Genomic DNA, 26,367 nt, shown 5'->3' on the forward strand with positions numbered 1-26,367 from the left:
TAGTACTTATTTTTTTATCTCACTTAATTACTAAATTTTCAGTTGAACTTTCTTTTCCGATGGTAAGCTTCAATATATATTCACCTTTTGGTAAATAATATTTGCCGTTATCGGCTTTTTTTATTGCAATCTTCTTTTTATCAAAATAAATTTTTAAGCTTTTCTCAGTAACAGATAAATCGTAATCTAAGTAGTTATAGCCTTTATCAGCTTTTAAGGATTTACTATACAACACATTTTTTTCATCAGCCAATATTTCTAATTTAACACTACCGGTATTTGAAGTAAAGTATGAGACCTTTATTTTTGGTAAAAAAGGTTTTGAAAATTGACTCCAAGAGCTTCCCCAACTTGAAGAGAATCTTGTTTCGGGTAATTTAAAAATAGCAATAGTTTTGTTTTTTACGTTGTTGTATTGTTGCAAGCTGGTAATGTTTGCTTTGTAAAGTGAACGTCCGTGGGTTCCAATAATTAAATCTTTCTCTCTTGCTTGTATTACTATATCATGTACGGCTACTTTCGGAATTCCATTTGAAAATACTTGCCAATGTTGTCCTTTATCAAAAGATACATATACTTCGTTGTCTGTACCTAAATATAATATGTTTTCATCAGTTGGGTCTTCTTTAATTACGTTAATAGGGTAATTAGGGAGGTCGTTTGCAATAGATTTCCAAGTGTTTCCCATATCTTCACTGATGTAAGCATAAGGTTTAAAATTATCACTTCTATAACCGTTTAATGTGGCATAAACTCTATTTTTTTTATGTTGAGAAGCGATTATTCTTGATACCCATAATCCTTGAGGTAAATCATTTGAAATTTTTTTCCAAGAGTTGCCTCCATCTGTGGTTAAGTGAATTAATCCATCATCAGAACCTGTATATATCATACCAAATTGAAAAGGGCTTTCAGAAATTGTAGCTATTGTACCGTAAGGTACATTTCCTTTTTTACCACCTGTAGTTAAATCGCCAGAAATCACCTCAAAACTTTCACCTTTATCCATAGATCTTAATAATTTGTTAGCAGCCATGTATAAAATATCTTGATTATGATCAGAAAGTAAAATAGGCGTCTGCCAATTATAACGATACGGTGAATCTCCCAATTCATGCTTCGGTTTAAAACTAAAACGCTCACCAGTTTCTAGGTTATGACGGGTGTAATAACCAAACTGAGAACCAGAATACACAATATTATTATTGCGACTGTCTATCTGAACTTGCATGCCGTCTCCACCACCAATTCTTTTGTAGGGATATTGTCCGCTACTTTCCCAACTTTTAGATTTCTTATAATTACTTGGCCCATACCATACACCATTATCTTGTAAACCTCCGTAAACATTGTAAGGTTTTTTATTATCTACATTTATATAATAGAACTGGCCAACTGCGGGTGAATTATTCTTTGTCCAATTTTTACCATCGTCATAGGTGATATTGACTCCACCATCATTTCCGTCAATAACATGACCGCTGGCATTTGGGTTTACCCATAGAGCTTGATGATCTGCATGTACATTTTCTTTATCAATTGGCTCGAAGGTTTTGCCACCATCATCTGATTTTAGTAAAGGAACACCTCCTATATAAATTTTATTTTCATTTTTAGTGTTTACAGCAATAATTCCAAAGTAATAACCATATGAGCTATAAAGCCCATCTATAAAGCCTTTATGTGTTTTTGACCAACTTTTGCCACCGTCAGTAGATTTGTAAACTTCGGCTCCAATTACAGGAGTGTCAAATAATATGGCATTGGTATCTTCTAAATATGTAGCAATATCCACGGGTTTAGTAATTCCTTTTTTTACTTTTTCTTTTATACTTTTTGCTGTATATTTTTTATCAAAACGATTTTCCTTTAAATACGCATCTAGTTTTTTTGAGTCAATATTTAAAAAGTCAGAAGAACTCATAGTTTTAAAATCTTCCTTTTTCAAACCATTTTTTTTATCTTTTTTCTGTGCTGGTCTTCTATTTTGATTGTCTAACAACGCGTAAACAATATTATCGTTAAATGTCGCTAAACCAATACGGCCAACACCTTTATCTGAAGGAAACCCACTTTTAGGGTTGGTTATTTTTGTCCAAGTAGAACCGCCATCGGTACTTTTGTAAATAGCAGAATTTTGTCCATTACCATCAAAGTTCCATGCCTTTCTAGTGCGTTCCCAAGAAGCCGCATACATTATGTTTGAGTTTGTCGGTGATACTGAAATATCAATTACCCCAGTGTTTTCATCAATAAATAATACATTTTTCCAAGATTTACCTCCATTTGTAGTTTTAAATATACCACGTTCTTTGTTTGAAGAATATAAGTGTCCAATAGCACCAACAACCACGTCGTCAGGGTTATTTTTATTAATTATAATTCGACCTATATGATGTGAATCTGGTAAACCAACATTTATCCAAGTTTTACCATTGTCAGTACTTTTTAAAATTCCAATTCCAGCATAGGACGAACGGGAAGAGTTACTTTCTCCAGTTCCAATATAAATGGTACCTGATTTCCAATCAACAGCAATATCTCCCATATTTTGAGTTGGTGCATTTTCGGTTACTGGACTAAATGACGTTCCATTATTATTTGTGTACCACAATCCTCCAGAAGCATAGGCTACATAAAATTCAGTAGGTTGATTAGGATTTATATCCAAATCTACCACGCGACCACTCATTACAGAAGGGCCAATGTTAGTAAATGGTACATTTTTGACAATTGATTGAGCGAAAATAATGGTAGATAAGAGTAAAAAGGAATAAAAAAGTGCTATTTTTTTCATAATGATTGTGGTGGGTTCTGTTGTTGATTTTCAAATGTAAAGATAATTAGTGGAATGAAGTTTTATTTTAGTTTTAAAATCAGTTAAATAAAAATTATAGACTTTACTTTTTATATTATTGATGATGTTAATAAAAACCCCAAAAAAACTTCTCAAGATTCCATCCAAAATCTTATTTTTAAAATCTCTTATTTCACAAAAATACCACATCAATTTATGTATTTAATATTTGACACAGAAACCACTGGTTTACCAAAAAAATGGAATGCCCCAATTAGTGATACTGATAATTGGCCACGGTGTGTTCAAATAGCATGGCAATTACATGATAAGTATGGTAAATTAATTGAAAATCAAGAGTTTTTAATTAAGCCGGAAGGCTTTAATATTCCTTATGACGCAGAGCAAATTCATGGAATTTCAACAGAATTGGCGGAAGAAGAAGGTGAAGAATTAAATACAGTGTTAAACTTGTTTAATGAAGCACTTTCAAAAACTTCTTATGTGGTTGGGCAAAATGTTGGATTTGACCTCAATATTATGGGTAGTGAATTTTACCGACAAGGTATTGCTACTAAACTAAATGATTTACCGCTTTTAGATACTTGTACTGAAGCTACCGCAACATTATGTCAAATTCCTGGTGGTAGAGGAGGGAAGTTTAAATTGCCAACGTTAACCGAGTTGCATGAGCATTTGTTTAATAAGCCATTTGCAGAAGCTCATAATGCTACAGCAGATGTTGAAGCTACGGCAAGATGCTTTTTTGAACTGATTAGAAAACGCGTTTTTACTAAAGAGGAATTGGATGTTGATGAGGAGTATTTTGAAATGTTTTCACAAGAAAATCCTCAAGAAATTCAATTAATTGGATTAAAACATACCAATCTTAAAGAAGAAAGTAAAAAACTTAAAAGAAAGAGAGAAAAAGCTGCAGGAAACGTAGATAATTTAAATGAGAATTCTGATTTCAATTTAAATGAATTTTCATTTTCACATTTACATAATCATTCCCAATTTTCCATTTTACAATCAACTTCTAGCATTCAAAAGCTGGTTGCAACCGCTGTTAAATATAAGATGCCTGCTGTTGCCTTAACGGATACAGGAAATATGATGGGGGCATTTTATTTTGTTAAAGAAGCTTTAAATAGTAATAAAAATAACGAACATCAAATAAAACCAATTGTTGGGTGTGAGTTTTTTGTGTGCGAAGACCATAAAAATAAATCTGTAAAAGATAATGGGTATCAAATGGTGTTATTGGCCAAGAATAAAAATGGATATCATAACTTGGCTAAAATGGCCTCTATAGCCTATGTTGATGGGTTTTATTACGTTCCAAGAATTGATAAATCTGTTATTGAAAAATACAAAGAAGATGTTATTGCTCTAAGTGGAAATATTTATGGTGAAATTGCCTCTAAAATTCTAAATGTAGGCGAAAACCAAGCGGAAGAGGCTTTGGTTTGGTGGAAAGATACTTTTGGAGATGATTTTTATATTGAATTAAACAATCATAAACAAGAAAATGAACAACACGTAAATAGTGTGTTGATAGAACTTTCCAAAAAACATAATGTAAAATTAGTTGCAGCCAATAACACATATTATATTGATAAATCTGATGCGGATTCACATGATATTTTACTTTGTGTAAAAGATGGTGAAAAAATTGCAACACCAAAGGGTAGGGGAAGAGGCTTTCGTTATGGATTACCTAATGAAGAATACTATTTTAAGAGTCAAGATGAAATGAAACAATTGTTTCAACATGTACCTGAAGCTATTGCTAATATTCAAGAAATTGTCGATAAAATTGAAGTATATTCTTTACAGCGTGATGTTTTACTTCCTAAATTTGATATTCCAGAAGAATTTATTGATCCAAAAGATGCAGAAGACGGAGGTGTTCGTGGTGAAAATGCATATTTGAGACACTTAACGTTTGAAGGAGCAAAACAAAGATATGGAGAACTTAATAAAGAAACAGAAGAGCGTCTTAATTTTGAGTTAGAGGTAATCCAAAAAACTGGATATCCAGGGTATTTCTTAATTGTATGGGATTTTATCCATAAGGCAAGAGAAATGGGTGTTTCTGTTGGTCCTGGTCGAGGTTCTGCAGCAGGTTCTGCAGTAGCTTACTGTTTAAGAATTACTAATATTGACCCTATTAAGTACGACTTACTTTTTGAGCGTTTTTTAAATCCAGATCGTGTTTCTATGCCTGATATTGATATTGATTTTGATGATGAAGGTAGGCAACGCGTAATTGATTATGTAATAAATAAATATGGATCCAATCAGGTAGCACAAATTATTACTTATGGAACCATGGCTGCAAAATCTTCAATAAGAGATACCGCCAGAGTATTAGATTTGCCATTACCAGATGCAGATAGAATTGCTAAATTAATTCCGAACACGAAATTGGCTACCATTTTTGGAGAAGATCCTAAAAGTATTTCAAAAATAAAAGCATTACGCAGTGATGAAATTGTTCGTGTAAATGAATTACGAAGTTTGGCTGCAGGTGAAGGTATAGAGGCACAAACGATTAATCAAGCATTGGCGTTAGAAGGTTCAGTACGCAACACGGGCACACACGCTTGTGGTGTTATTATTACGCCAGAAGATATTACAAATCTAATTCCCGTAGCTACAGCCAAAGATTCTGAACTTTATGTTACTCAGTTTGATAATAGTGTTGTTGAAGATGCTGGACTTTTAAAAATGGATTTTTTAGGGTTAAAAACGTTAACCTTAATTAAGGATGCTGTAAAAATTATAAAAGCCATACATGGGATAGATTTAAATCCCGAAGAGTTTCCTTTAGATGATGAAAAAACCTATGAATTGTTTCAGCGTGGAGAAACTGTAGGTGTTTTTCAATATGAGTCGCCAGGGATGCAAAAACACATGAAGCATTTAAAACCAACGGAGTTTGCTGATTTAATTGCGATGAATGCGTTATATCGTCCAGGCCCTATGGAGTATATCCCATTATTTATAAACCGAAAACATGGTGTTGAGGCCATTGAGTATGACCTTCCAGAAATGGAAGAATACCTTAAAGAAACTTATGGGGTAACTGTTTATCAAGAGCAAGTAATGTTGTTGTCTCAAAAATTAGCTGGGTTTACAAAAGGTGAAGCAGATGGATTGCGTAAAGCAATGGGAAAAAAGATTTTTGCTCTGCTAGAAAAATTAAAACCAAAATTTATTGAAGGTGGTCATAAAAATGGACATCCGAAAGAGGCTTTAGAAAAAATTTGGAAAGATTGGGAGGCATTTGCAGCATACGCATTTAATAAATCTCACTCTACATGTTATGCCTATATTGCCTATCAAACTGCATATTTAAAGGCCCATTACCCTGCAGAATATATGGCCGCGGTTTTATCAAATAACATGAATGATATCAAGCAAGTTTCTTTCTTTATGGATGAATGTAAACGAGCTGGAATTGAAGTGTTAAGTCCTGATATTAATGAGTCTTTTTATAAATTTGCGGTGAATAGCGAAGGAGCAATCCGTTTTGGAATGGGAGCTGTAAAAGGAGTTGGAGCAGGTGCTGTAGAGGCTATCATTTCTGAACGTAAAAAAAATGGTCCGTTTACTTCTATTTTTGATGTAGCTAAACGTGTTGATTTGCGTTCAACTAATAAAAAAGCTTTTGATAGTTTAGCCTTAGCAGGAGCTTTTGATTCGTTTACCAATACACACAGAGCCCAATATTTCGAGCTTGATGAACGAGGACAAACTTTTATTGAAAGAGCTATAAGATTTGGAAATAAATATCAAGAAAATAAAAATTCAGCTCAAATTTCTATGTTTGGAGAAACTTCTGAAATTCAGTTTGATGAACCAACAATTCCTGATTGTGAACCTTGGGGAATTATGGAAAAGTTAGCAAAAGAAAAAGAAGTAATTGGTATTTATATTTCTGGTCATCCACTAGATGATTTTAAAACAGAAATGAAATATTTTTGCAATGCTCCGATCAGTGTTTTTGGTGATGTGAAACAGATTTTAGACAAAGATTTAACCATAGCAGGTATTGTTACTGATGTGCAACATAGAATTTCTAAAAACGGTAAAGGTTGGGCATCATTTACACTTGAAGATTATACAGATGCTCATGAATTTAGAATGTTTGGTGAGGAATATTTAAAGTATAAACATTTTTTAATTCCTAATTCGTTTTTACATATTAAAATATCTGTGCGTAGAGGTTGGAGAGAAGGTGATGTTAGAATGCAATTTAATAATATTCAAATGTTACAAGATGTTCTAGAAACTCTCGCTAAAAAGTTAACGTTGCAGTTGGATATTTTAGAACTTAATGATGACAAAATTAATTCTTTAGCTGAACTTATTGAAGACCATAAAGGTACAAATGCTTTAAATTTTTTAGTTTATGACAGAGAAGAAAAATTGAAATTACAAATGCCTAGTAGATCTTCTAAAGTAAAAATATCGCCAGAATTATTGAAAGAGTTAGATGTAAGAAATTTACGATATAAATTGAATTGATGAGTAAAACATTTTTAGATAACCTAGTCAATAACCCAGCTTCTAAATATGGTAAGGTTTTTGCCATATCTATTCAAGTTTTAATTATTATAGCTATAATTTCGTTTTCATTTGAAACCGAACCCGATTTAAAACCACAGACAAAAAATCTATTACATACTATAGAAGTTATTTGTGTAGTAATTTTTAGTGTAGAGTATTTACTAAGAATTTACGTAGCTAAAAATAAGCTAAAGTTTATAACTAGTTTTTTTGGTATTATAGATTTGTTGGCTATACTACCATTTTACCTAACTACAGGAATTGATTTAAGAGCTTTACGAGCTCTTCGATTTTTACGATTATTTAGTATTTTTAAGGTTATTAGATACAATAGAGCCATTTTGCAATTTAGTAGGGCAATAGTGTATGCTAAAGAACAGATTTTACTTTTTTTGTTTATTACTTTAATCTTAATCTATTTAGCAGCTGTAGGTATTTATTATTTTGAACATGCAGCACAGCCAGAAGCTTTTGCCTCTATTTTTGATAGTCTTTGGTGGGCAATTATTACCTTAACAACAGTGGGGTATGGAGATGTTTACCCAATAACTGTTGGAGGTAGAGTATTTACTTTTATTATTTTAATGATAGGGTTAGGAATTGTTGCTATACCCACAGGTATTATATCTTCAGCATTAACACAATCAGCAGAAAAAAAAGATGACGAGGATATAAAATAAACTTAGATTATTTATTCAAAAAAATCGTCTGGATCAAATGGCATGTCCTCATCAGGGTCATAATCATCATAATTTACACCTGGAGGATTGAATAATCCCCAGCGGTCAATCATGTAATTTTCTTGATCAAATGTTTTTACCCATTCGGCAAAAATTACTCTAAACTCCTCAATTTCATTTCGTAGTAGCTGTATGTAATCATCATTTTGATAACCACAAAGTAACATTCCAGAGCAGCTTGTAAGAATTTCACGTGCAGATTTTCTAATTATTGCCGCATTTTCCATTCGTATATCATAAAGATCAGCTCCTTCTGCACCAGCAATTTTTGCAGGAATTATCAATGCGTTTTCTATAATATAATTGGCGTAATTTTCAAGCATTTCACCTTCAGCTTCATCAGAAGTTTCAAAATCATCTTTTGAAACTAGACTTCCAATTTTTCTTCCTAATAACATAATTTCCCATGCTTTTTTATAGATGGGCATTTGTGCTATTTCTTCAGGTGACTTGTAATCATCGTCGTTTTCATCAAACATATTTTTCCACTTAATTTGTTTCTTAGTTAGTAAACGATATGATTTAGGAAGTAGTATTTTTTAACTGTCTGTTTGAATGTTAAAGTTTGAATTGTGGTTTTTAAATATTTGTATTGTAGTTGGTTATAATATTTGAGTAATAAAAAAAGTCTATCAATTGATAGACTTTTACTAAAATTTTAACTCGAAATATATATACGTTATATAACTTTTACATTTACTGCGTTTAAACCTTTTCTTCCTTCTGTTAACTCAAATTCTACTTTATCGCCTTCGCGAATTTCATCTACCAATCCAGAAATGTGAACAAAATGTTCGGTGTTTGAACCTTCTTCAGTTATAAAACCAAAACCTTTGGCATCATTGAAGAATTTTACTGTTCCTTTACTCATAATTATTATAATTTATTATTAATTATTGAGTAGATGGCAATTATGATGCCAAGAAATCAATCATTCATTAAACTCAAAGTTAAATCAATATCTGTTAGTTTTTCTATTTTAACAAAACCTCTAAAAAATTCAGTTTTTAGCTTTTTGGTTTCTTTAAAATAAATTTCTAGGTCCTTTTGATTAAATTGAGTAACAGGAAAGCCAAAAACGTGACCTAAGAATTCAATTTCATCAAACTTTTCACTTTTTATTAAATACTTCATTCTATCAAAAAATAAAAATGGAGTTTCGGATTCTCTATCGAACATTATAAAAGCACCGATTTTTCTATCGAAATAAAATACAGGTAAATCACCAATATCATATCGGGCGAAATCTCTAATAATATTATATTTCTCTTCTTGGCCCATGCCTTTTTGACGATTTAATTCCTCTAAATAGACCTTATATAAGCCTCGTTTAAACGCTCTAGCCAATTCGTTTTGAAAACCCTTTTCAAAACGAAAGGAAGATTTAATCGTTAAACTATATTTTCCATTTTTAACTTTTACCTCGAAAAATTTAGATTTGAACCTACCAACTTTTCTTTTTATTACTTGTTTAGAGCTTAATAGTCTTTTCCTTGTAATGATAAAAGTTTCCTTTAAAGCTTCTTCTATAGAATATTTACCATTATGTGAGTTTCTGTTTCCAAAGTATTCATTGCAGTTGTCACAAACATTTTTATTATAATTTTGTCCTCCTAATGATTTTGGTATTGTATGTGCCCTTTTATTAAAAGTGATTTCTGGATAACTTTTTAAACACCATATACATTTTTTAAGAGTCATTGTTTAATAAATTTTCACTATTTAAATCTTTTTTAGATAAATAACTTAAGATTATTTAACTCAATTAATTCTGTTTGGCTAATGTAATTTACAAAAAAAAAACAGTGTAGTTAAAAAAAGAATAGCCTTTTCGTTTTTTTCGATAATTTAATAATTAACAGTTAAAGTATGGTTATTTTTTTTAATCTAGAATTCTAAACTCCATAAAGATAGGTAAATGATCTGAACCGATATTGGGGCCTGTACCTCGATGAATAATATCAATAGCTTTACTCACTAAAATATGATCTATGGTTGTATATAACAACCCAAATGTTGATGGCCAAGTGGGTAATATTCCTAAACCATTACGAGAGTCTCTTAAGTTGGTTTCTACTAATAAATTTTTAAAGTGTTTTGAATACGAAGAAGTGTTTAAATCGCCTATGACAATTAAATGCTCAGAAAAGGTTTCTCTTTGTTTGGCAAGGTTTTTAAAATGAGAATTACGAATTTCAAATCTTTCTTTTCCCATTGGTGGAAAAGGATGTGTTGCAATGATATCTATAGGTTTTTTATCAATTTTTAGACTTGCTTTTATTGAAGGTACTTTAGAAATATCAAAGTTTACAACAGATGTTTCTGATGGTATTTTACTAAAATATCCAATTCCGAAATTATCATTTCGAACAATAGTTTTTCTATATTCATATTCATTTGTAATAGCACTTAATAATGCTTCCCACTTTGAATTGTATTCCAATAAGACAAGTATGTCAGGATTTTTAGATTTGATAAAATCTATTACTTTATCAGCTTCGTTGTTGCTTGAGAGTAAATTGATACTTGCAATTGTTGTACCTCGATGTTTTTGTATCTCAGCAAGTTTATTAGGAAAATAAAGTTTGTAGATAAAAGACAAGTTCCAAATTGCCAGAATTACCGCTAACAAAGAAATCGTCTTACTTTTATTGGTAAATAGGTTAAGTAGAAGAACTACGATTAGAAAAATTCCTATTTGTAGCTTAAAATTGGACATAATATCAATAAACCAACTATTTGGAAAAACACTTGGTAGTATTGAAACCAAAATGGCAGTTACTATACTTAGATTTAGTACAAGTTTAATTATTTTTTTCATTTACATTTTTAAAATTAAAAGGAAATGTTGTTGTTCATGACCTTTATATAAAGTTGTAGTACTTACTGAACTTTAATTCTCACGCCTTCACTATGACTGCTAAACTCAGGGGCATACATGCTCTGAATGGTGGTTATTCCATTAGAAAAATCACCTTTATTATTTACGCGTAAGTCGTATTCAAAAACATAAACGCCTTTAGGTAAATAATCAAAAAAGAAATTGGTAGCCGCATCTTTTGTACTTTCATAATAGCCCAAATTGTCTTGCCATTTGTATTGTGACAATACATTTATAGGTTCAAAACCTGCGGCACGCATGTCTTTCATGTGCACAAATTCCATAGGTCTATCTACTTTAAGTTCTATACGAACACGAACTAAATCTCCTAATTTTAAATGGGTAGTTTCAGTAATTTCATTAAGTTCCTCGCCTTTGTCTGTATTCTTTTTTAAGAATAATTTTTTTGAAAGTTGTAGGGGTGTTTTTGCTGAGGTTATTTTATCTAAATCTTCAAAATATTGCCAGTACAACGCACCCCAAGCTATGCCTTCAGTTTTTTTGCTTAATGTAACGGTTGCCATATTTTCTTTTACTTCGTTACCGTTCCATGAAGTTTTAAAATAGCCTGTTCCAGCTTCCACTTTGGTGTCTTCCAGTTGTAATGGATCAACTTTTTGATCTCCAATGGTAACCTCGACAAATTCTGTTACTTCTAACCAATCTGTGCCTTGTAAAAGTAAAGCATAAATAGCTTCTGTAGTTGCTTTTGTTGTTTTCCAACGGTTGGTTTGTTTATTTTTTAGCAACCAAACTTTAAGATTATCAATAGTTTTTAGATCGCCTTCTACTTCAGAAAAGGCTTCAATTAATAAGGCTTGCGTTTCAATTGGTGCTTGATACCAAAACCAGCTAGCTGTATTATCTTTCCAATACATACCTAATTCTTCACTTGAAATTGAGTTTTCTTTTAATGAAGCAATTATTTTCTCAGCAACTTTTGGTTCGTTATTTCTTTTTGCAATTAAAGAAATCATTCCTTTTGTATATAGGTTATTATTTTGCCAAAACTCATAGGCTTGATTTGTAAAATAATCTACTGCTGTTTTAACATTGTTACGAAGCGTAATGTCTTTATAAAAACTACGCATATATAAATACTGAATTTGAAAATGATGCGTGTGATTGTTCTCCCAAAATTCTTTTTCTAAGCGGATGCCTTCAGCTTTTGTTTTAGCTTCTTTACGAATTCTATTTGCTGTTTTTTTTAACTCGTTATAATCCGTTAATATTTCATCATCTAAAAATTGAACCGCTTTTTTAATCATTCTTTCAGCCCCAGAATGGGTAACTCCCAATTTGTTTAAATGTCCAAAACCTGAAGCTATATACTGTGTGATGTAACGATTAGGATATCTAGATCCTTTAAACCAAGGAAATCCGCCATTATTCATTTGAGTTTGCTCTAATTTACGTAAGGCAGTATCCAATTCGTTTTTCATTTTATTTAAATCGAACAATAAGGCAATTCGTTTTTTCTGCTCTGTTTCTGATTGAGCATCTCGCAACCAAGGTGTTTCTTCAATAATTAAAGATTTTAATTCTTGGTTTTTCTCTAAGTTACTTAATAAAGCATCACTATTTTTCCATTGGTTAAAAACTTCTTGAATTCTAGGATTTGAATTTACAATATGGCTGGCTAATGCATTTGAATAATATCTAGAGAAAGTTTGTTCTGAGCATTCATAAGGATATTCCATCAGATAAGGCATAGCTTGAACCGCATACCACGCCGGATTTGATGTTATTTCTAACGTTAGCTTATGATGTTTTAAGCTTGTTGAAGTATTATTTTTCAACTTATCTAAGGTAAATGTTTTGGTTTCATTTGAACGTAACCACATTGGTAAACTTTCAGTAACCAACATTCGGTTTGATAATACAGGCAATACATTTTCTTCACCATCTGTAAAGTCACCTGCTTTTGCAATAATTCTATACTTTACAGCTTGTACGTCAAACGGAATTGTTAAAGTCCAACTTACATTGGTATTTCCTTTAGCATCAACTGTAAAATATTTTCTATTGTCTGAATTGCCTAATTTGTCATCAATAGGTTTGTCTGTTAAAGCGTCAAACAATTGTAATTCACTGATACCATCTAATTTGTTTTCAGTTAAATTAGAAATTTTTGAAGCAAAAACAATGGCATCCCCTTCACGCAAAAAACGTGGTGGATTTGGCATTACCATCAGCTCTTTTTGAGTAACTGTAGACAGTTGCATTTGTGCCGTTGCCATGTCTTTTGTATGAGCCAAAAGATTCAAATTCCATCGTGTTAGGCTCTCTGGAATAGTAAAATTAAAACTTACATTACCCTCTTTATCTGTTTTTAAATGTGGGTAAAAGAAAGCAGTCTCTTGCAAATTTTTACGAGCCACAATACCTTTTAAAGAAGACTGTGCGTCTGTATTTTTTTCTTCATATGTACTTGTTACAAGAGGTGCTGAGCTATCTTCCAATACCGTTTCTTCCACTACCATTTCATCCTCTGTAACTTCCATCTTTTGAACTCCGGCAATATTTCCACTTAGTTGGTTATTTAGTTTTTTATTTTTTATTCTACTACCATAACCTGTAACAACCACTTCATCCAATGATTGTTCATCAGCTCTTAATCGAATATTATAAACATTATCTGATTTTATAGTTATTTCAGCGGTATTCATCCCCACAAATGAAAACACCAATACGTCACCCTTTGTAGCTTTTATTCTAAAGTTTCCATCAAAATCTGTTTGAACGCCACTAGAAGTTCCTTTAATAACAACATTTACTCCTGGTAATGGACCAGACTCATCAGAGACATTTCCATAGATATAACCTCCTTCTTTATTGGTATCTGTAGATGAGGTTACGCTATCTGGAGCATGTTTGTATCTAATTGAGCTTAAATAACTATTATTAAACCAACTATTTGTTAAGCTAAATCCAAACCAATTTAATTGGTCGTAATTTTGGTATGAAAATCCATAATATTGTTGGGCTTTATAATGTATAGTAAAGGTTGTATTTCCAAAACTATGGTTTGCCGTACTACGATCATAACTATAATAAGACGGTTGATAAATAGGGTTAAAATACCAGTTGTGTGATTTAAACTGGTCTAAAGAAGCATCGTACATAGAAGCTAATAGTTCTGCCGCAACTTTATCTTTATGCGTGCCCTTTATTTTAAAACTCCAGGTTTCGTTTTGTCCAGGTTGTAACTTGTCTCTAAAAGTAGTTGTTTCAATAGTTAAATTATGTGGAGGATAAGGTACATTTATGTTTATACTACCTTTATTAAATGAATTATAATTTACCAATTGATAATGGACAGAAAATCCACCTTCGTCTTCTGAATTTACAGGAATATTTATAGTTTTAATATCATTAGACAAGTGTACTACTCTAGTTTCGGTTACACGATATTTTTTTAGTACTGTAATTGTAACGTATAAATTTTCAGAAGCAGAACCTACTTTTAATTTAACAAATTCATTGGGTTTATAGCTGTTTTTATTTGTTTTAATAAAAAATAAATTATTGTCAGCTACCGTTTTGTCATTATCGCTAAAAGCTTCAAAACGATGTTCATCTTTTACGGGTTGGCCAAATTTATCTTTTGTCTCTACTATTATAACATAGTTTCCAGATTGCCATTTACTTATATTTTTTAAGGCAATTTCTTTTGACTTTTCTGTATTAAATTCCGATTCAAATACAAGTTTACCTTTATCCCAAGTGTTAGGATCGCTTTCATTTTGATAAGCTTCATGAGGAAATAATTCTTTAAATTCTTCCTTAGAAAAAGTTTGATAATCAGGGTATTCCCAAGGTCTTGTTCGTAATGGTTTTTCTGGGTTTTTTAGTTTAAAAATTTTCACTGAGCCTTTAGCAGGTACAAACTCGCCGTTGAGGTTGTTTGTAGTCAAGGTAATTTTATGGTCTTTTTTAAGTTTATCTAATTTATCATTAATAGAAATATCAATAGTTAAGGCATGATATCCCACATTAACATTAGTTGATGTACTTCTAGTTTCTCCATTTATATCTGTAACATCAGCAAATACCTGATAGGTAAATGTTGGTTGTGCATCTTTTTTTAAAGAAGCATCAGGAATGGCTTTAAATTTAATTTTAAAGTTTCCAGAAGCATCAGTTACGGTTTTACCATGTGCAATTTCTAAAGATTCAGAGTTAGAATTATCGCCATAATACCACCAGTACCATCGAGGAAACTGGGCTGTTCTAACCACGCGATATGATACTTTTGCATCGGTAATAGTACTGCCAGAAAAAGCGGTTGCAAAACCATTTACAGTGATGCTGTCATTTACTCTAAAGGTCTCTGTAATAGGTTTAAATTCTGTTTCAAATTTTGGACGTTTGTATTCTTCAACAGAAAAATAAGTGCTTCCATTGAGTGCATTTCCAAAATGAAAATTTGAAGAAGCATGTATGTTAAAGTTTCCTGTTAATCCTGTAGATGGCAATACAAATTCGCCACTAAAGGATCCAAATTCATTTGTTTTTAAATTTAAGGCTTTTACTTCTTGATAATTAACATCATTTAGTCTTATTTCAATTTGTTTATTTTCAACTGCAAGTGATTTATTTTTCTCAGAAGTAACTGCAATTCCTTTAAAATAAACTGTTTGTCCTGGTCTATAAATGCTTCTATCTGTAAATAGAAAGATGCGTGAATTTTTTATTTCGTTTACAGTTTGTTTACGGTTTTCATAAAGATAATAGTCTCCAAAAACAGCTTCGTCATTTTTAGTGCGTATTGTTACTACTACATTCCTTATATAAGTATCAATTTTAAAATGTACTTGTCCGTTTTTATCGCTTATTAGAGTTTTATTTATAGGTTTGTTATACCTGCCTGTGTTGTAATTTTTAATATGGACACGAGCATTTTGTAAAGGCTTTCCTGAATTTCTATCCACCACTTGATAACTGTTTTTACCTTCAAGTGTATTTTCTATTAAAGCAATATTAGACACCTGTATAAAGGTAAATCCATAGGTGTTTTCTGTTGAAATTTCCTTGTTTGTAGATGCAAAAATAATATAATTACCCTGTTCTAATTCTGGAAGAAGAACTTCTGTGGTATGTTGTTGGTAATCATTTTCGTTTTTTAAAGATGTGTTCCAAGTTTTTACCGTTTTTAATTTCTTAATCATTTCAATTTTTTCAGACTCTTGATAAGTATCATTAAGTCTTTGTTTTTGCTTTGTAGAGATTTTAAAAGCAGTAAAATATAGTTGTTCCGTATTTTTATAGCTTACCAGTAAGCGTGAAGGAGTTTGAATAGGAATAAATTGTTCTGAAGTAATTTCTAACGACTGATATAAAATGTCGCTTTCTAAACTTTTACACTTTTGAGCACCTTTCGATTTAGGAAATTTAGCAATAGCAGTTCTACAAATTTCTAAAGCTGTTTTACGTTTCCATCGGTGATTATCATTTTTTTTAGGATCAAATAGATTTGCTTGTGTATTGTATAATAACGCAATTTTATAATCAATTTCTGTAACAACTTCATGGGTGTTAAATTGTTCTTTTAATGATTTTAAGGTTTCTAAATAAATACTATCAACATTATTAAATACGGCATTAGATTTTACAAATTCTATACGTTCTAAAGTTAAATCTACTATGGCCGTAGGATCTTTATCTTTTAAGTGTGATAAGGTCAGGTTTTTGTACAATCGTAATGCATGTAATTGCTGTGATAAACTATCTTTAGCGTACATTTGATTTTTTACAAATGTTTTATTTGGAGCTAATAAATCAGGATTGTCAATTTCAAATTTATAAGAAGGTCTATTTAAATTACCCTCATCAGTTTTATAAAAATCAATAGCTCTATGGGCTAAAAAATCATATAATGTAGGTCTGTATTTTTTTGAATCTTTTTGAAGGTGTAATAGGGTATTATACTCAGACAAGTCAGTTTTTTGTAATCCAATTGAGTTGGTTAATGATTTTTGAAAATGAGAATGAGTTTCTTCAAAAATGGTTTGCAAATCCCATGTTCTAAAATCTATAGAGTCAATTTTTTCAGCCGTATTGGTGCGGTTGTAAATTTTCCATCTATTTCGCTGAAAATATTGCCAATAAATATCTGCTATTATACTTTCTAAAATATTTTTTGTTGGGAATTTGCTATTTTTTGCTTCTTTTTTTAGGTTTAAAATGGTGTTTAATTGAGCATCTTCTTCTAGGGTTAAGGTAAACTTTGAAATGTATAATAAAGACTTTATCAGTTGAGCGTCGTTGTTGTCTTTTTTAGCTTTGGTATATATTTTTTTTACTTCTTTTAAAGCTGATTTAGGTAAATTTTCTAATTCAAAAGACTCTACTTTATACCATTCCTTAGAATAGTTATCTGTAGATTGTGCTTTTAATGTTGTTGAAAATAGAAGAATTATTGCAACTATTGTTATTGAGTTTTGCATAGTTTTCAATTTAATTGAGTTCGCTAGGTAAAAATAGTATAACTTAAAATTACAATTTATATTTAGTAAAACAATGTATTTTGTTGGCAAACACAATTTTACATCATGAAAAGAATTTAGCCGTTATTATTTGATGCCTAAAATTTTGAATTTAGTTATTTTTGCTTAATGATTTCAATACAACAATTATACCAACAATCTTTAGATAAAACACGAGTAGTTATTGTGGTGCCAACAATTGAAAATAATATTATGGCAATGTTACGTCATGTTTTAGAATATCATGATAAGGATGTGGATTATGTGTTACCAAATGGAAAGAGCATTAGTACTGAAGATAATGAGTTTGTTCTTATTGAAGCAACTAAGAACGCTAATGACTTCAAAGCAAATATTGCATTAATAGTTGATGTAAATCCAGAATTAAATACCACTACTTTTATAGATTCAATTACAGATGGTGGTATGCTAGTTTATAATCAAGATGTTGCCAGTTTAAAGTTAATCGTAGAAGCGAATACTCACACTATTAAAAAATATTCATACGCTGCACCAAATTATACAATAGAAAATGAGCTACATTTTTTAGAAACCAACGAAGGCAAATTACCAATCCAAATTTCAGAAAAAATTGACTTGGAAAATCTTTTTGGTATTAAATGGTTGTGCCAACATTTAGGGATTGATGAAGATGCTTTTTATGAAGCGATAGGAACATTTGAAGCCTAAGCTTGTTAACTAGTTTAATAGCTGTAAATATTTTTATAGCCATACCAACTCTAAATAACCCCCAAGAGTAAGTGTTTATTTTGTACATATTACCTTCCGCCAGAAGGGCAGTGTTGTTTTAAGAAATTTGTATATAAGTTAGACAAATGTTTGGATGTGCCTTCACCTTCTCTAATGCCATGCGACCTGTTTGGATACGGCATAAATTGGAACTGTTTATTGTGTTTTATCAATTCATTTATTAGTAATTCTGCATTTTGATAATGCACATTATCATCTCCAGTACCATGGATGTATAATAAATTTCCTTCTAAATTTTTGGCATAAGTTACTGGAGAACCTACTATAAAATCTTCTTTATTTTCTTGAGGTAAGCCCATATAACGTTCTTGATAAATATTATCATAAGTTAACTGGTTTGCAACTGCAGCAAGTGAAATTCCTGTTTTGTAAATTTCAGGATAGCGAAATAACAAGTTTAAGGTAGCAGACCCACCACCGCTATGCCCCCAAACAGCTACGCGTTCTGAATCTACAAAATCCCATTTTAAGATTTCTTTGGCGGCCATAGCTTGATCATGAATGTTAATTACTCCAATTTTTCTATAAATAGACTTTCTCCATGCTCTACCCTTTGGGGCCGGAGTACCTCTATTGTCAATAGAAACATAAATATATCCATCTTCAGCCATATTCCCTTTATAATGTCTATTTCTGCCAATACCATAAACGTCTTTTACCGTTGTATTAGCTGGTTCTGAATAGACATAAAAAACGATAGGATATTTTTTTGTTGGGTCAAAATTGGTCGGTTTTACTATCCATCCATCCATGGTTACATTATCAGCTGTAGTAATGGTAAAAAACTCGGTAATAGGTTTTTTTTCTATTTTTTTTAAGTTTTTAATAATGCTTTCTTCTTCTGTTAATGCCTGATGATTTTTAACGAGAATAAACTCTTTTGAGCGAGGTGTATAATGATTTGTAAAGGTGTGTTCTGCATATTTGCCATTTGGAGAAAAAGAGTAATCATGGGTTCCTATTAAACTTTTAGGACTTACTAATTGAAGTTTTCCTTTACCATTTAATTTTGTTTTGTATAAATATTTTTGAGTGGCATTATTTGGTGATGCTAAATAATACACATAGCCTTTTTTTGTGTCAATGTGTTTTAAATCAATAACATCATAGTTGCCATTGGTAATTAAAATTTCAGGTTTTCCTTGTAAAGAAATTTGATATAAATGACGCCAACCATCTTTTTCTGAAGCCCAAAGAATACTTTTGTTATTATTTAAAAAAGTAAAATTATTTGTATAATCAATTTTACGGGTGTTTCCTAATTGAAATAAATCTACCCAAGCTTCATCAGACTCTTCATAAATTAATTTTGAAGTCCCTTTTTTTGCATCTACTGTATATAGCTTACTGTTATTTTGTTTTCTGTTTAACTGTTGAATTAATAACTTGTTTGTATTTGGGATATATTCCATTCTTACCAAATAGTTTTGAGATGGATTGCCAGGGATATCCATCCAAGTTGTTTTGGCATCTGCTAAATTTACCACTCCAACTCTACAAGAAGAAGGTGTTTCACCAACTTTAGGATACTCTAAAGGGATTAGTTGAGAGTAAATAGCATCAGTATTATTAATCATATAAAACTTTTTTATAGCACCAGCATCTATTTGCCAATAAGCTATTGACTGGCTATCAGGACTCCAACGAAAACCATCTCTACAAGAAAATTCTTCTTCATATGCCCAATCAAAAGTTCCATTAATTAATGAGACTGTGCCATTTTTAGTTAAAGGTAAAATGGTTCCAGTTTCATAATCTTCGCTATATATATTATTTTCAGAAACATATGCAATCTTGTTTCCATCAGGCGAAAATTTAGCAAACATTAAAGAAGATGGAGGTAAAGATTTACCTATTTGTTTTAGAGTATTTGTTTTAAAGTTAAAAACCCAATAATCTCCTTTAGTATTGAGTCTCCATACTCTTTTAGTATTGGTAAATAACAGTACTTTTTGTTGATCAGTGGAAAATGAAAAATGGGCAATTTTTAAAGGTTCAGTTTGTCCTTTAGGTGTTAGTTGCTCTTTTGTAATTACAACTTTAGCTTCGTGGTTGGGAAGCGTATAGGTACGTAATTCGTTTTGTTCCAGTTTATAATAAGAATCTCCATCGTTAGTCCAGTTTACTTGTGCTTCTCCATAAAAGTAAAAAGTAAAAAAACAGATAAGCATATAAATTTTAAGTGTATTTGTACTTTTGAATATAAACTGTTTTAATTTTTTCATTGTTATGCTGATTTATATTTTTTAAGAAATTTCCGTCACTATTGTGTTTACACTACTAAGTTTAGTATAATAAATCATTTTACACGAATAAATATACAGAAACTTTTGGAATAGACATTAGTAAAGTTATTTTAGGTATTTTGGACTCAAATATGGTTATTTACAATAAAAACAGAGAAAATAGATGAGTTAAGTTGATATAGATGAGTATCATTTTTATTATAGAAGTAAGAAAATTATTTGTTTTTCTCAATTCTTTTGTTATCTGTATACTTAATAATTTATAGGTATTTAACTATCAGTTTAGCCATAGTAATTATTCCGATAATGAGTATGAGTAGTAATGATAATCTTCGGAATTTGGTTTGGGGAATATAAGCTAGTATTTTTTTTCCAATAAATGACCCTAAGATACCAATTACAAATAAATAAGGTACATATTTAAGGTCGTGGTTGTGAATATATCCATTGTTATAGTATACAAAAGTTCTTGAAAAGTCAATCATAAAATCTATAAATGCAGAAGTTGCTATAAATACACTTTTTTCTAAATTAAAAGAAGCCATTGTCAAACCTCTAATAGCACCTCCTGTACCTAATAGTCCTGCAGAGAGCCCAGAAAAAGAACCTCCAATAATTGCATTTTTATTGTTTGGAGGTATAGAGAGTTTCTTTTTTATTAGAAATAATAAGCTAAGTCCCACTAAAAATATACCTAAAAATGTTTCTAAAAAAAGACCGTTAAAAATTTTTGAAAGAAATCCTCCAATAATAACAAAAATCACTGATGGTATGCCTATAGTTAACAATAACCTTTTATCCAGCCCTTTTTTAAATAAAAATATTTTACTCAGATTACTTGATAGATGAAAGAGTGCGGTAAGACCTAAAACTGATTGAAAATCAAAAAAAAAGTTACCTAATGGTACGAAAAAAACGGAAGAGCCAAAGCCGCCAATAGTTCCAATTATTTCAGCAATTAGTGCTAGGATGATAAAAATTATATTAACATCTTTCATGTTGATTCCTCTTATTAAAATTTTTTTTCGGTTCTTGTTCTGAAATAGAGGTACAGCTTACAATTTACTAATTATAGTGGGTGTTTTGAAATCTAAAGGTAAGTTTAATTATGTATATGTATGGCAAAAAAGACTATCAAGAAAATTATTCATTAAATTTTGATGGGTAATTGTATGTCAGAATACATCTTTATCAAAGTAATAAGTACAATTAAATAACTGACAATTTATCCAATATTTTTTTTGAGGTATGTGCACAAGTATTAGTAGTTGAGGTTGCTATTTCAACTGTTTAAATGGTTTTGTTTATTGAGAAACCACTTTTAATCCAATAACTGAGGCAATTAATGTTGTAATAAAAAATAGTCGCCAAAATGTTGCGGGTTCTTTAAAAACGAGAATTCCTACTAGAACTGTTCCTACGGCTCCTATACCTGTCCAAACTACATATGCGGTGCCAATAGGTAGTTGTTGTGTTACTTTTATAAGAAGAAGCATACTTATTCCTAAGCAGATTAGGAAGCTTATATACCAATAAATTGATTCAATTCCTGTTGCTGCTTTAGCTTTTCCAAGGCTAGCAGCAAAGGCAACTTCAAAAAGTCCGGCAATTATTAATAGTACCCAATTCATTGTAATTAATTTTTATGTTGTTTAGTAATTTTTAATTTCAAGGTGTTGCTGTGGGCTATGATTTTTTGTAGATACTATTTTTAGTAATAAATTGTTTATTTCGAAAATTCATTCAAAATTTTCATTGCTGTTTTGGTATCTTTTTTAGCTACAAAAATATGATTGTGATGGTAAGCTGCAACAACATTACAGCTAATACCGTTTTTAGCTAATGCATTTGAAAATGCGGCTGTTAAACCAACGGCTTCTAATGAAGAATGAACTGTAAGTGTAATCCAAGACGCCACAAAAGAATAGTCTAAATGGAGTTGGTCTGCAATTTCCTTTTTAAGGATAATGGTAGTACCTTCATCTTCTTTAAAAGTCATAATAACTTGGCTCAAATTGAATTGTTCCAAATTTTCTGTTTTACAAAATACAAATTCGCCTAAATTGTGTTTGGGCTTCATTGACTTTAAAAGGGTATTTAAATTTTTTTCTCCACTCATTTATTTAATTATTTGGTTAATCTTTGTAATTCCCTTAAGGTTGCTTTTCCAACACTTTCAGCAGATTGTGGGTTTTGACCAGTTACTAATCTCTGATCAATAACTACATGTTTATTAAAAGGAGCGGATTTTTCAAAAATAGCACCACGCTCTTTTAATTTATCTTCTAGCAAAAACGGAACTATATTTTCTAGCTTTACTTTATGTTCTTCTTCATTTGTAAATGCATTTACTTTTTTACCATCTACAAGATATACTCCGTTACTCAATTTTATATTTACAAGTCCAGCAGGGCCATGGCATACAGCACTTACAACTCCATTATTTTCATAAATCTGTTTAGCAATTTCTGCAATTTCTGTATTGTCAGCAAAATCCCACATAGCACCATGTCCGCCAGCATAATGAATGGCAACATAATCATCTGGATTTACTTCACTTGGTTTTTTTGTGTTTTTAATTCTGTTGCGGTAAATATCATTATCCCAAAATTTCTTATTGATAGAATCGTTCATATCAAATGCATCTACAGGTGCTTTTCCTCCTTTAGGACTAACAAAATCTATTTCATATCCAGCAGAGTGCAGTACATTCCAAGGGTGAGAAACTTCTCCGAGGTAATATCCAGTTTTTTCTCCAGTATTCCCTTTTTTACTATGGCTAGTTACTACAAATAATATCTTTTTATTTTCTTTAGTTTCTGCTTTTGTAGTGTTGGTTTTACCATTACAACTTATAAGAAGTGTTGTAAATATAAAAAGAGAAATAACTGTTTTAATTTTTATTGTATTTGACATATTTAACTATACTTTAAATTATTTTATGGATTAAAATGAGAAAACAAAATTCTTAAACATTTAGGAAAAACTATTTAACAAATGATAAAAAAGAAAATTATTTTATGTTTGCTCTAATTCTGCTTAAGCTAACTTGGGTAATGCCCAAATAAGAAGCTATATGAGCTAATTGTACGCGTTGTATTATACTAGGGTATTTTTTAAGAAGTGCTAAATATCTTTCTGTTGCGGTATTAAATTGTAAAGAAATAAGACGTTCTTCTGATTTAATAAGCTCTAATTCTACAAATTTTCGTCCCCAATTTGCAATATGGATGTCTTCTAAAAAGAGTTTTTGAAGTCTTTCTGTCTTTAGTTCATAGAGCTCACAATCTTCTAATAATTCTACATCTTCGTAACCTTTTTGATTATTTACATAACTTTGCATTGAAACAATAGGGTCTCCTTCTTTACCAAACCAAAAAGTAATTTGATTGTCATCTGAATAAGCGTATGCTCTTGCTATTCCTTTTTTAATAAAGTAAATACTTGTTTCAATTTTATTTGCTTTAAATAAAATGTGACCTTTAGGAAAATTACATTCGGTAATAGATTTCTTTATTAAGTTTTTTGATGCAGTTGTTAACGGATAAATAGTGTCAATAATTTGGTTTATGTCCATATAGTTTTTAAGAATCAATTTTTTGCTATTCAGTGTTGTAAGTTTACCTTAAAAGTAGTGTTTGTTATTGAATTTGATTCTATTTTGTTTTTTAAATTTAGGTAACTGTTATAGTTTGCCGTTGTTAAACAACGAACACTATATATAGAAATCTAAAAATGTGTAATTTAAAATTAAAATAGTAGCTTTAAAGTTAGTGATTAGTGTTTTTCATAGGATACGGTGTTACCCACAGTTTTTATTTTTTTTCGGCATGTTTTCTTTTTAGTTTTAACTCTTTCATATATTGTCGAATACGTTTTTGGTGAAGTTCAACTTTTATGCTGTCCAATTGAGATTCTACGTAATTTTAGAAAATAAATTTTCCGAAAACGAATAATTTAGGTATCCAGAACTAAAAAAAGCAATAGTCCTGATATTGCTATGAACTTATACAAGCTATCTGTTGGTGGTAAAAGTAAGTTTGTTAAAGTTTTAATTATTTTAAATCATTAATAATTGTACTATGTTCAAATTGGCTACAATGGTTTGTATAAGATTAGTGGTGTGTTTAAGCACTAAATTTAACAAATAAAAACCAAATAGAAAGTCCGCGAGGACATTTGTAAGTAGGCTTGTACTAACAATTATTTTTATACGACTTAAGTTTACAATCTCTACTTTTAGAGTTATAATCAGAAAGAACAAAAGAGAGAATTAAGGTTACTATACACGGTGAAGCTATAGACTTCGACAACATTGATAATCCTTTCTCTTTTCTACTAAAAATCACGTTCAGTTCTTTGTTAGCATACGTTTTGTTTTGTAGTAATTATGGTTATTAGGATTGGTATTTTATTTTTTCAGAATGAATTTAATCATTTTATTGGCTGTAATATGTTAAAATTTGCATTCCGTCAGAAAAAGACTCAATTTCTTTTACCTCCCATTTAGCTTTTGTTGTAGAAGAACCGAACAACTTTGTTCCGCTACCGAGAATAACAGGATTTAGTTTTAATTTTAATTGATCAATCATATTGTTTTCCAATAACCAGCCAGCAAATTGACCTCCACCACATAAATAAATATCCGTCTCAGCATTTTGTTTAATCTCTTTCACTTTATCTATACTTATCTTTTCGATATTTACAGATTTTGATAAATTATCAATTTTTAGCGAATTCGAAAAAATGTAATGCTCCATATTGGGGTAAGCAGGTTTTCCTGGCTCAAGTCCGTATTGAAATCCAAACTCATAGGTTTTACGCCCCATAATCACCGTTTTGAAATTTCTTAAATCGGATTTATACTTTTCAACTCCTTCTCCTTGTAAAATAAACTGACTGATATCGTCATTTTCTCCAGCAATATATCCGTCTAAGGAACTTGCTACGTAATAAATTATTTGTTTCATCTTGTGCCTTTTTAATTAATAGCTTGTCAAAATTGTGCTGTTGTTTTTTATGAAAATGGTTTAAAACAATCGTAGTTTCTTTGTCGGAATATTTTACCGTCTTTAAACTCAAATATTTGAGCAAAATAGGCTTTCATCTGTCCACCTACTTCAATGTTACCAATTGATATAGCAAGTGTGCCTCTCTAAACACATTCTAAAATTACAGTATCTGCCGTTGAAATAAGATTTTTTATCTCATATTCTTCCTTAGTTAATACTTTAGAACCTTTCTTCGAAGCCTCTTTTAATTCTTGCAAATTTCGAGTTGTGCATTGTTTCGTTAAAGCATTTGGAAATTCAATTTGTTCAGTATCTGGATGGTAAAAGTTTTCGAGTTCATCTGAAGAAGTTCTGCTTTCTAACATTTTTAAGAATTGAACTAACTTGTATTCGTTTTTAGTCATTTTAATATGATTTTATGTTTTAAATTAAATTTCATTTTTTTTCTTTTCGTTTGAGAGAAAGACCATTTAGTAAAAAGGCTACTCCTACTATCAATAAGAAAGCTTTAAACCAAGTACTGTTGCCATAAATTTCGGTGAATTCGACAATGAAATAAAAGCCGATAAAAATGACGGATAGCAATAAATATTTTTTTGATGTCATGGGGTTACGTTTTATGTGATTCAAGTTTTGTTGATTTTGGATTTTACATCAATTCGTTTTGCTTGTATAAGATGTCGCTCATTATGGTAAACTAAAAAACGTAAAGTATCACCCATCTCAACTTAATTATTAAGTCGATTAGAGTGAAAGTAATACCCTTTATCTAATACAATGTCTCGGTTATTTTACTTCTTATTTCTCTCCATAATCATTGGATTTTACGAACATCCGTATTAATAACTCCTAAC

At 30.7% G+C, this 26,367-nt stretch carries 17 protein-coding genes; 3 read left to right on the plus strand and 14 right to left on the minus strand.

Features of this window, described 5'->3' with window-relative positions; all coding sequences use genetic code 11:
- Positions 1–19: 19 nt before the first annotated feature.
- Positions 20–2,797: a VPS10 domain-containing protein gene (locus EGM88_RS13080; RefSeq protein WP_123898878.1), complete on the minus strand. Its 2,778-nt coding sequence runs from the start codon at positions 2,795–2,797 to the stop codon at positions 20–22.
- A 216-nt stretch (positions 2,798–3,013) separates the two neighbouring features.
- On the opposite strand from EGM88_RS13080, the gene dnaE reads away from it, so the two are divergent.
- Both dnaE and EGM88_RS13090 read left to right on the plus strand, forming a co-directional pair.
- Positions 3,014–7,333 (plus strand): DNA polymerase III subunit alpha, encoded by a 4,320-nt coding sequence (gene dnaE, locus EGM88_RS13085; RefSeq protein WP_123898879.1) that lies wholly within the window; start codon positions 3,014–3,016, stop codon positions 7,331–7,333.
- A complete protein-coding gene (locus tag EGM88_RS13090; RefSeq protein WP_123898880.1) occupies positions 7,333–8,055 on the plus strand; it encodes an ion transporter in 723 nt (240 codons plus the stop codon). Before dnaE ends, EGM88_RS13090 begins: the two co-directional genes overlap by 1 nt.
- Before the next feature lie 11 nt (positions 8,056–8,066).
- Here the strand turns inward: EGM88_RS13090 and EGM88_RS13095 are convergent, their stop codons facing one another.
- The 5 genes from EGM88_RS13095 to EGM88_RS13115 form a co-directional block, all read right to left on the minus strand.
- Complete coding sequence (locus EGM88_RS13095) at positions 8,067–8,594, minus strand: hypothetical protein (protein ID WP_123898881.1); 528 nt, start codon at positions 8,592–8,594, stop codon at positions 8,067–8,069.
- A 200-nt stretch (positions 8,595–8,794) separates the two neighbouring features.
- On the minus strand, positions 8,795–8,986 hold the full coding sequence (locus EGM88_RS13100; protein ID WP_123898882.1) for a cold-shock protein: 192 nt from the start codon (positions 8,984–8,986) through the stop codon (positions 8,795–8,797).
- Between the two features lie 56 nt (positions 8,987–9,042).
- Positions 9,043–9,816 (minus strand): HNH endonuclease, encoded by a 774-nt coding sequence (locus EGM88_RS13105; RefSeq protein ID WP_123898883.1) that lies wholly within the window; start codon positions 9,814–9,816, stop codon positions 9,043–9,045.
- Positions 9,817–9,997: 181 nt separating this feature from the next.
- Positions 9,998–10,936, minus strand: a complete 939-nt coding sequence (locus EGM88_RS13110) for an endonuclease/exonuclease/phosphatase family protein (RefSeq protein ID WP_123898884.1) — start codon at positions 10,934–10,936, stop codon at positions 9,998–10,000.
- Between the two features lie 62 nt (positions 10,937–10,998).
- The gene (locus tag EGM88_RS13115; RefSeq protein WP_123898885.1) at positions 10,999–17,445 is read right to left on the minus strand and encodes an alpha-2-macroglobulin family protein; all 6,447 of its coding nucleotides are present in this window, start codon (positions 17,443–17,445) and stop codon (positions 10,999–11,001) included.
- Between the two features lie 168 nt (positions 17,446–17,613).
- Between EGM88_RS13115 and EGM88_RS13120 the strand changes: the two genes are divergently transcribed.
- Positions 17,614–18,174, plus strand: a complete 561-nt coding sequence (locus EGM88_RS13120; RefSeq protein WP_123898886.1) for a Mur ligase domain-containing protein — start codon at positions 17,614–17,616, stop codon at positions 18,172–18,174.
- Between the two features lie 89 nt (positions 18,175–18,263).
- Here EGM88_RS13120 and EGM88_RS13125 read toward each other — a convergent pair whose 3' ends face one another.
- The 8 genes from EGM88_RS13125 to EGM88_RS13160 form a co-directional block, all read right to left on the minus strand.
- Positions 18,264–20,480 carry a S9 family peptidase gene (locus EGM88_RS13125; protein WP_238988446.1) on the minus strand — a complete coding sequence of 739 codons (2,217 nt, stop codon included), beginning with the start codon at positions 20,478–20,480 and terminating at the stop codon, positions 18,264–18,266.
- A 281-nt stretch (positions 20,481–20,761) separates the two neighbouring features.
- On the minus strand, positions 20,762–21,499 hold the full coding sequence (locus EGM88_RS13130) for a sulfite exporter TauE/SafE family protein (protein WP_123898887.1): 738 nt from the start codon (positions 21,497–21,499) through the stop codon (positions 20,762–20,764).
- Positions 21,500–21,805: 306 nt separating this feature from the next.
- A complete protein-coding gene (locus EGM88_RS13135; RefSeq protein WP_123898888.1) occupies positions 21,806–22,132 on the minus strand; it encodes a DMT family transporter in 327 nt (108 codons plus the stop codon).
- Positions 22,133–22,227: 95 nt separating this feature from the next.
- Positions 22,228–22,620 (minus strand): ACT domain-containing protein, encoded by a 393-nt coding sequence (locus EGM88_RS13140; RefSeq protein ID WP_123898889.1) that lies wholly within the window; start codon positions 22,618–22,620, stop codon positions 22,228–22,230.
- Positions 22,621–22,628: 8 nt separating this feature from the next.
- The gene (locus tag EGM88_RS13145) at positions 22,629–23,417 is read right to left on the minus strand and encodes a type 1 glutamine amidotransferase domain-containing protein (RefSeq protein WP_123898890.1); all 789 of its coding nucleotides are present in this window, start codon (positions 23,415–23,417) and stop codon (positions 22,629–22,631) included.
- 97 nt (positions 23,418–23,514) lie between these two features.
- Positions 23,515–24,078 (minus strand): Crp/Fnr family transcriptional regulator, encoded by a 564-nt coding sequence (locus tag EGM88_RS13150; RefSeq protein WP_123898891.1) that lies wholly within the window; start codon positions 24,076–24,078, stop codon positions 23,515–23,517.
- A gap of 862 nt (positions 24,079–24,940) precedes the next feature.
- Positions 24,941–25,471: a dihydrofolate reductase family protein gene (locus tag EGM88_RS13155; RefSeq protein WP_123898892.1), complete on the minus strand. Its 531-nt coding sequence runs from the start codon at positions 25,469–25,471 to the stop codon at positions 24,941–24,943.
- Positions 25,472–25,656: 185 nt separating this feature from the next.
- Positions 25,657–25,917 (minus strand): hypothetical protein, encoded by a 261-nt coding sequence (locus EGM88_RS13160; RefSeq protein WP_203229468.1) that lies wholly within the window; start codon positions 25,915–25,917, stop codon positions 25,657–25,659.
- Positions 25,918–26,367: the final 450 nt, after the last annotated feature.

It is taken from the genome of Aureibaculum marinum (genome assembly GCF_003813905.1).
GTDB classification, from domain to species: Bacteria; Bacteroidota; Bacteroidia; order Flavobacteriales; family Flavobacteriaceae; genus Aureibaculum; species Aureibaculum marinum.

What these genes read in the sequence shown, in the direction of transcription:
- EGM88_RS13080 (WP_123898878.1), bottom strand. Translation starts at nt 2,797, where the DNA reads ATGAAAAAAATAGCACTTTTTTATTCCTTTTTACTCTTATCTACCATT.
- dnaE (WP_123898879.1), top strand. Translation starts at nt 3,014, where the DNA reads ATGTATTTAATATTTGACACAGAAACCACTGGTTTACCAAAAAAATGG.
- EGM88_RS13090 (WP_123898880.1), top strand. Translation starts at nt 7,333, where the DNA reads ATGAGTAAAACATTTTTAGATAACCTAGTCAATAACCCAGCTTCTAAA.
- EGM88_RS13095 (WP_123898881.1), bottom strand. Translation starts at nt 8,594, where the DNA reads ATGTTTGATGAAAACGACGATGATTACAAGTCACCTGAAGAAATAGCA.
- EGM88_RS13100 (WP_123898882.1), bottom strand. Translation starts at nt 8,986, where the DNA reads ATGAGTAAAGGAACAGTAAAATTCTTCAATGATGCCAAAGGTTTTGGT.
- EGM88_RS13105 (WP_123898883.1), bottom strand. Translation starts at nt 9,816, where the DNA reads ATGACTCTTAAAAAATGTATATGGTGTTTAAAAAGTTATCCAGAAATC.
- EGM88_RS13110 (WP_123898884.1), bottom strand. Translation starts at nt 10,936, where the DNA reads ATGAAAAAAATAATTAAACTTGTACTAAATCTAAGTATAGTAACTGCC.
- EGM88_RS13115 (WP_123898885.1), bottom strand. Translation starts at nt 17,445, where the DNA reads ATGCAAAACTCAATAACAATAGTTGCAATAATTCTTCTATTTTCAACA.
- EGM88_RS13120 (WP_123898886.1), top strand. Translation starts at nt 17,614, where the DNA reads ATGATTTCAATACAACAATTATACCAACAATCTTTAGATAAAACACGA.
- EGM88_RS13125 (WP_238988446.1), bottom strand. Translation starts at nt 20,480, where the DNA reads ATGAAAAAATTAAAACAGTTTATATTCAAAAGTACAAATACACTTAAA.
- EGM88_RS13130 (WP_123898887.1), bottom strand. Translation starts at nt 21,499, where the DNA reads ATGAAAGATGTTAATATAATTTTTATCATCCTAGCACTAATTGCTGAA.
- EGM88_RS13135 (WP_123898888.1), bottom strand. Translation starts at nt 22,132, where the DNA reads ATGAATTGGGTACTATTAATAATTGCCGGACTTTTTGAAGTTGCCTTT.
- EGM88_RS13140 (WP_123898889.1), bottom strand. Translation starts at nt 22,620, where the DNA reads ATGAGTGGAGAAAAAAATTTAAATACCCTTTTAAAGTCAATGAAGCCC.
- EGM88_RS13145 (WP_123898890.1), bottom strand. Translation starts at nt 23,417, where the DNA reads ATGTCAAATACAATAAAAATTAAAACAGTTATTTCTCTTTTTATATTT.
- EGM88_RS13150 (WP_123898891.1), bottom strand. Translation starts at nt 24,078, where the DNA reads ATGGACATAAACCAAATTATTGACACTATTTATCCGTTAACAACTGCA.
- EGM88_RS13155 (WP_123898892.1), bottom strand. Translation starts at nt 25,471, where the DNA reads ATGAAACAAATAATTTATTACGTAGCAAGTTCCTTAGACGGATATATT.
- EGM88_RS13160 (WP_203229468.1), bottom strand. Translation starts at nt 25,917, where the DNA reads ATGACTAAAAACGAATACAAGTTAGTTCAATTCTTAAAAATGTTAGAA.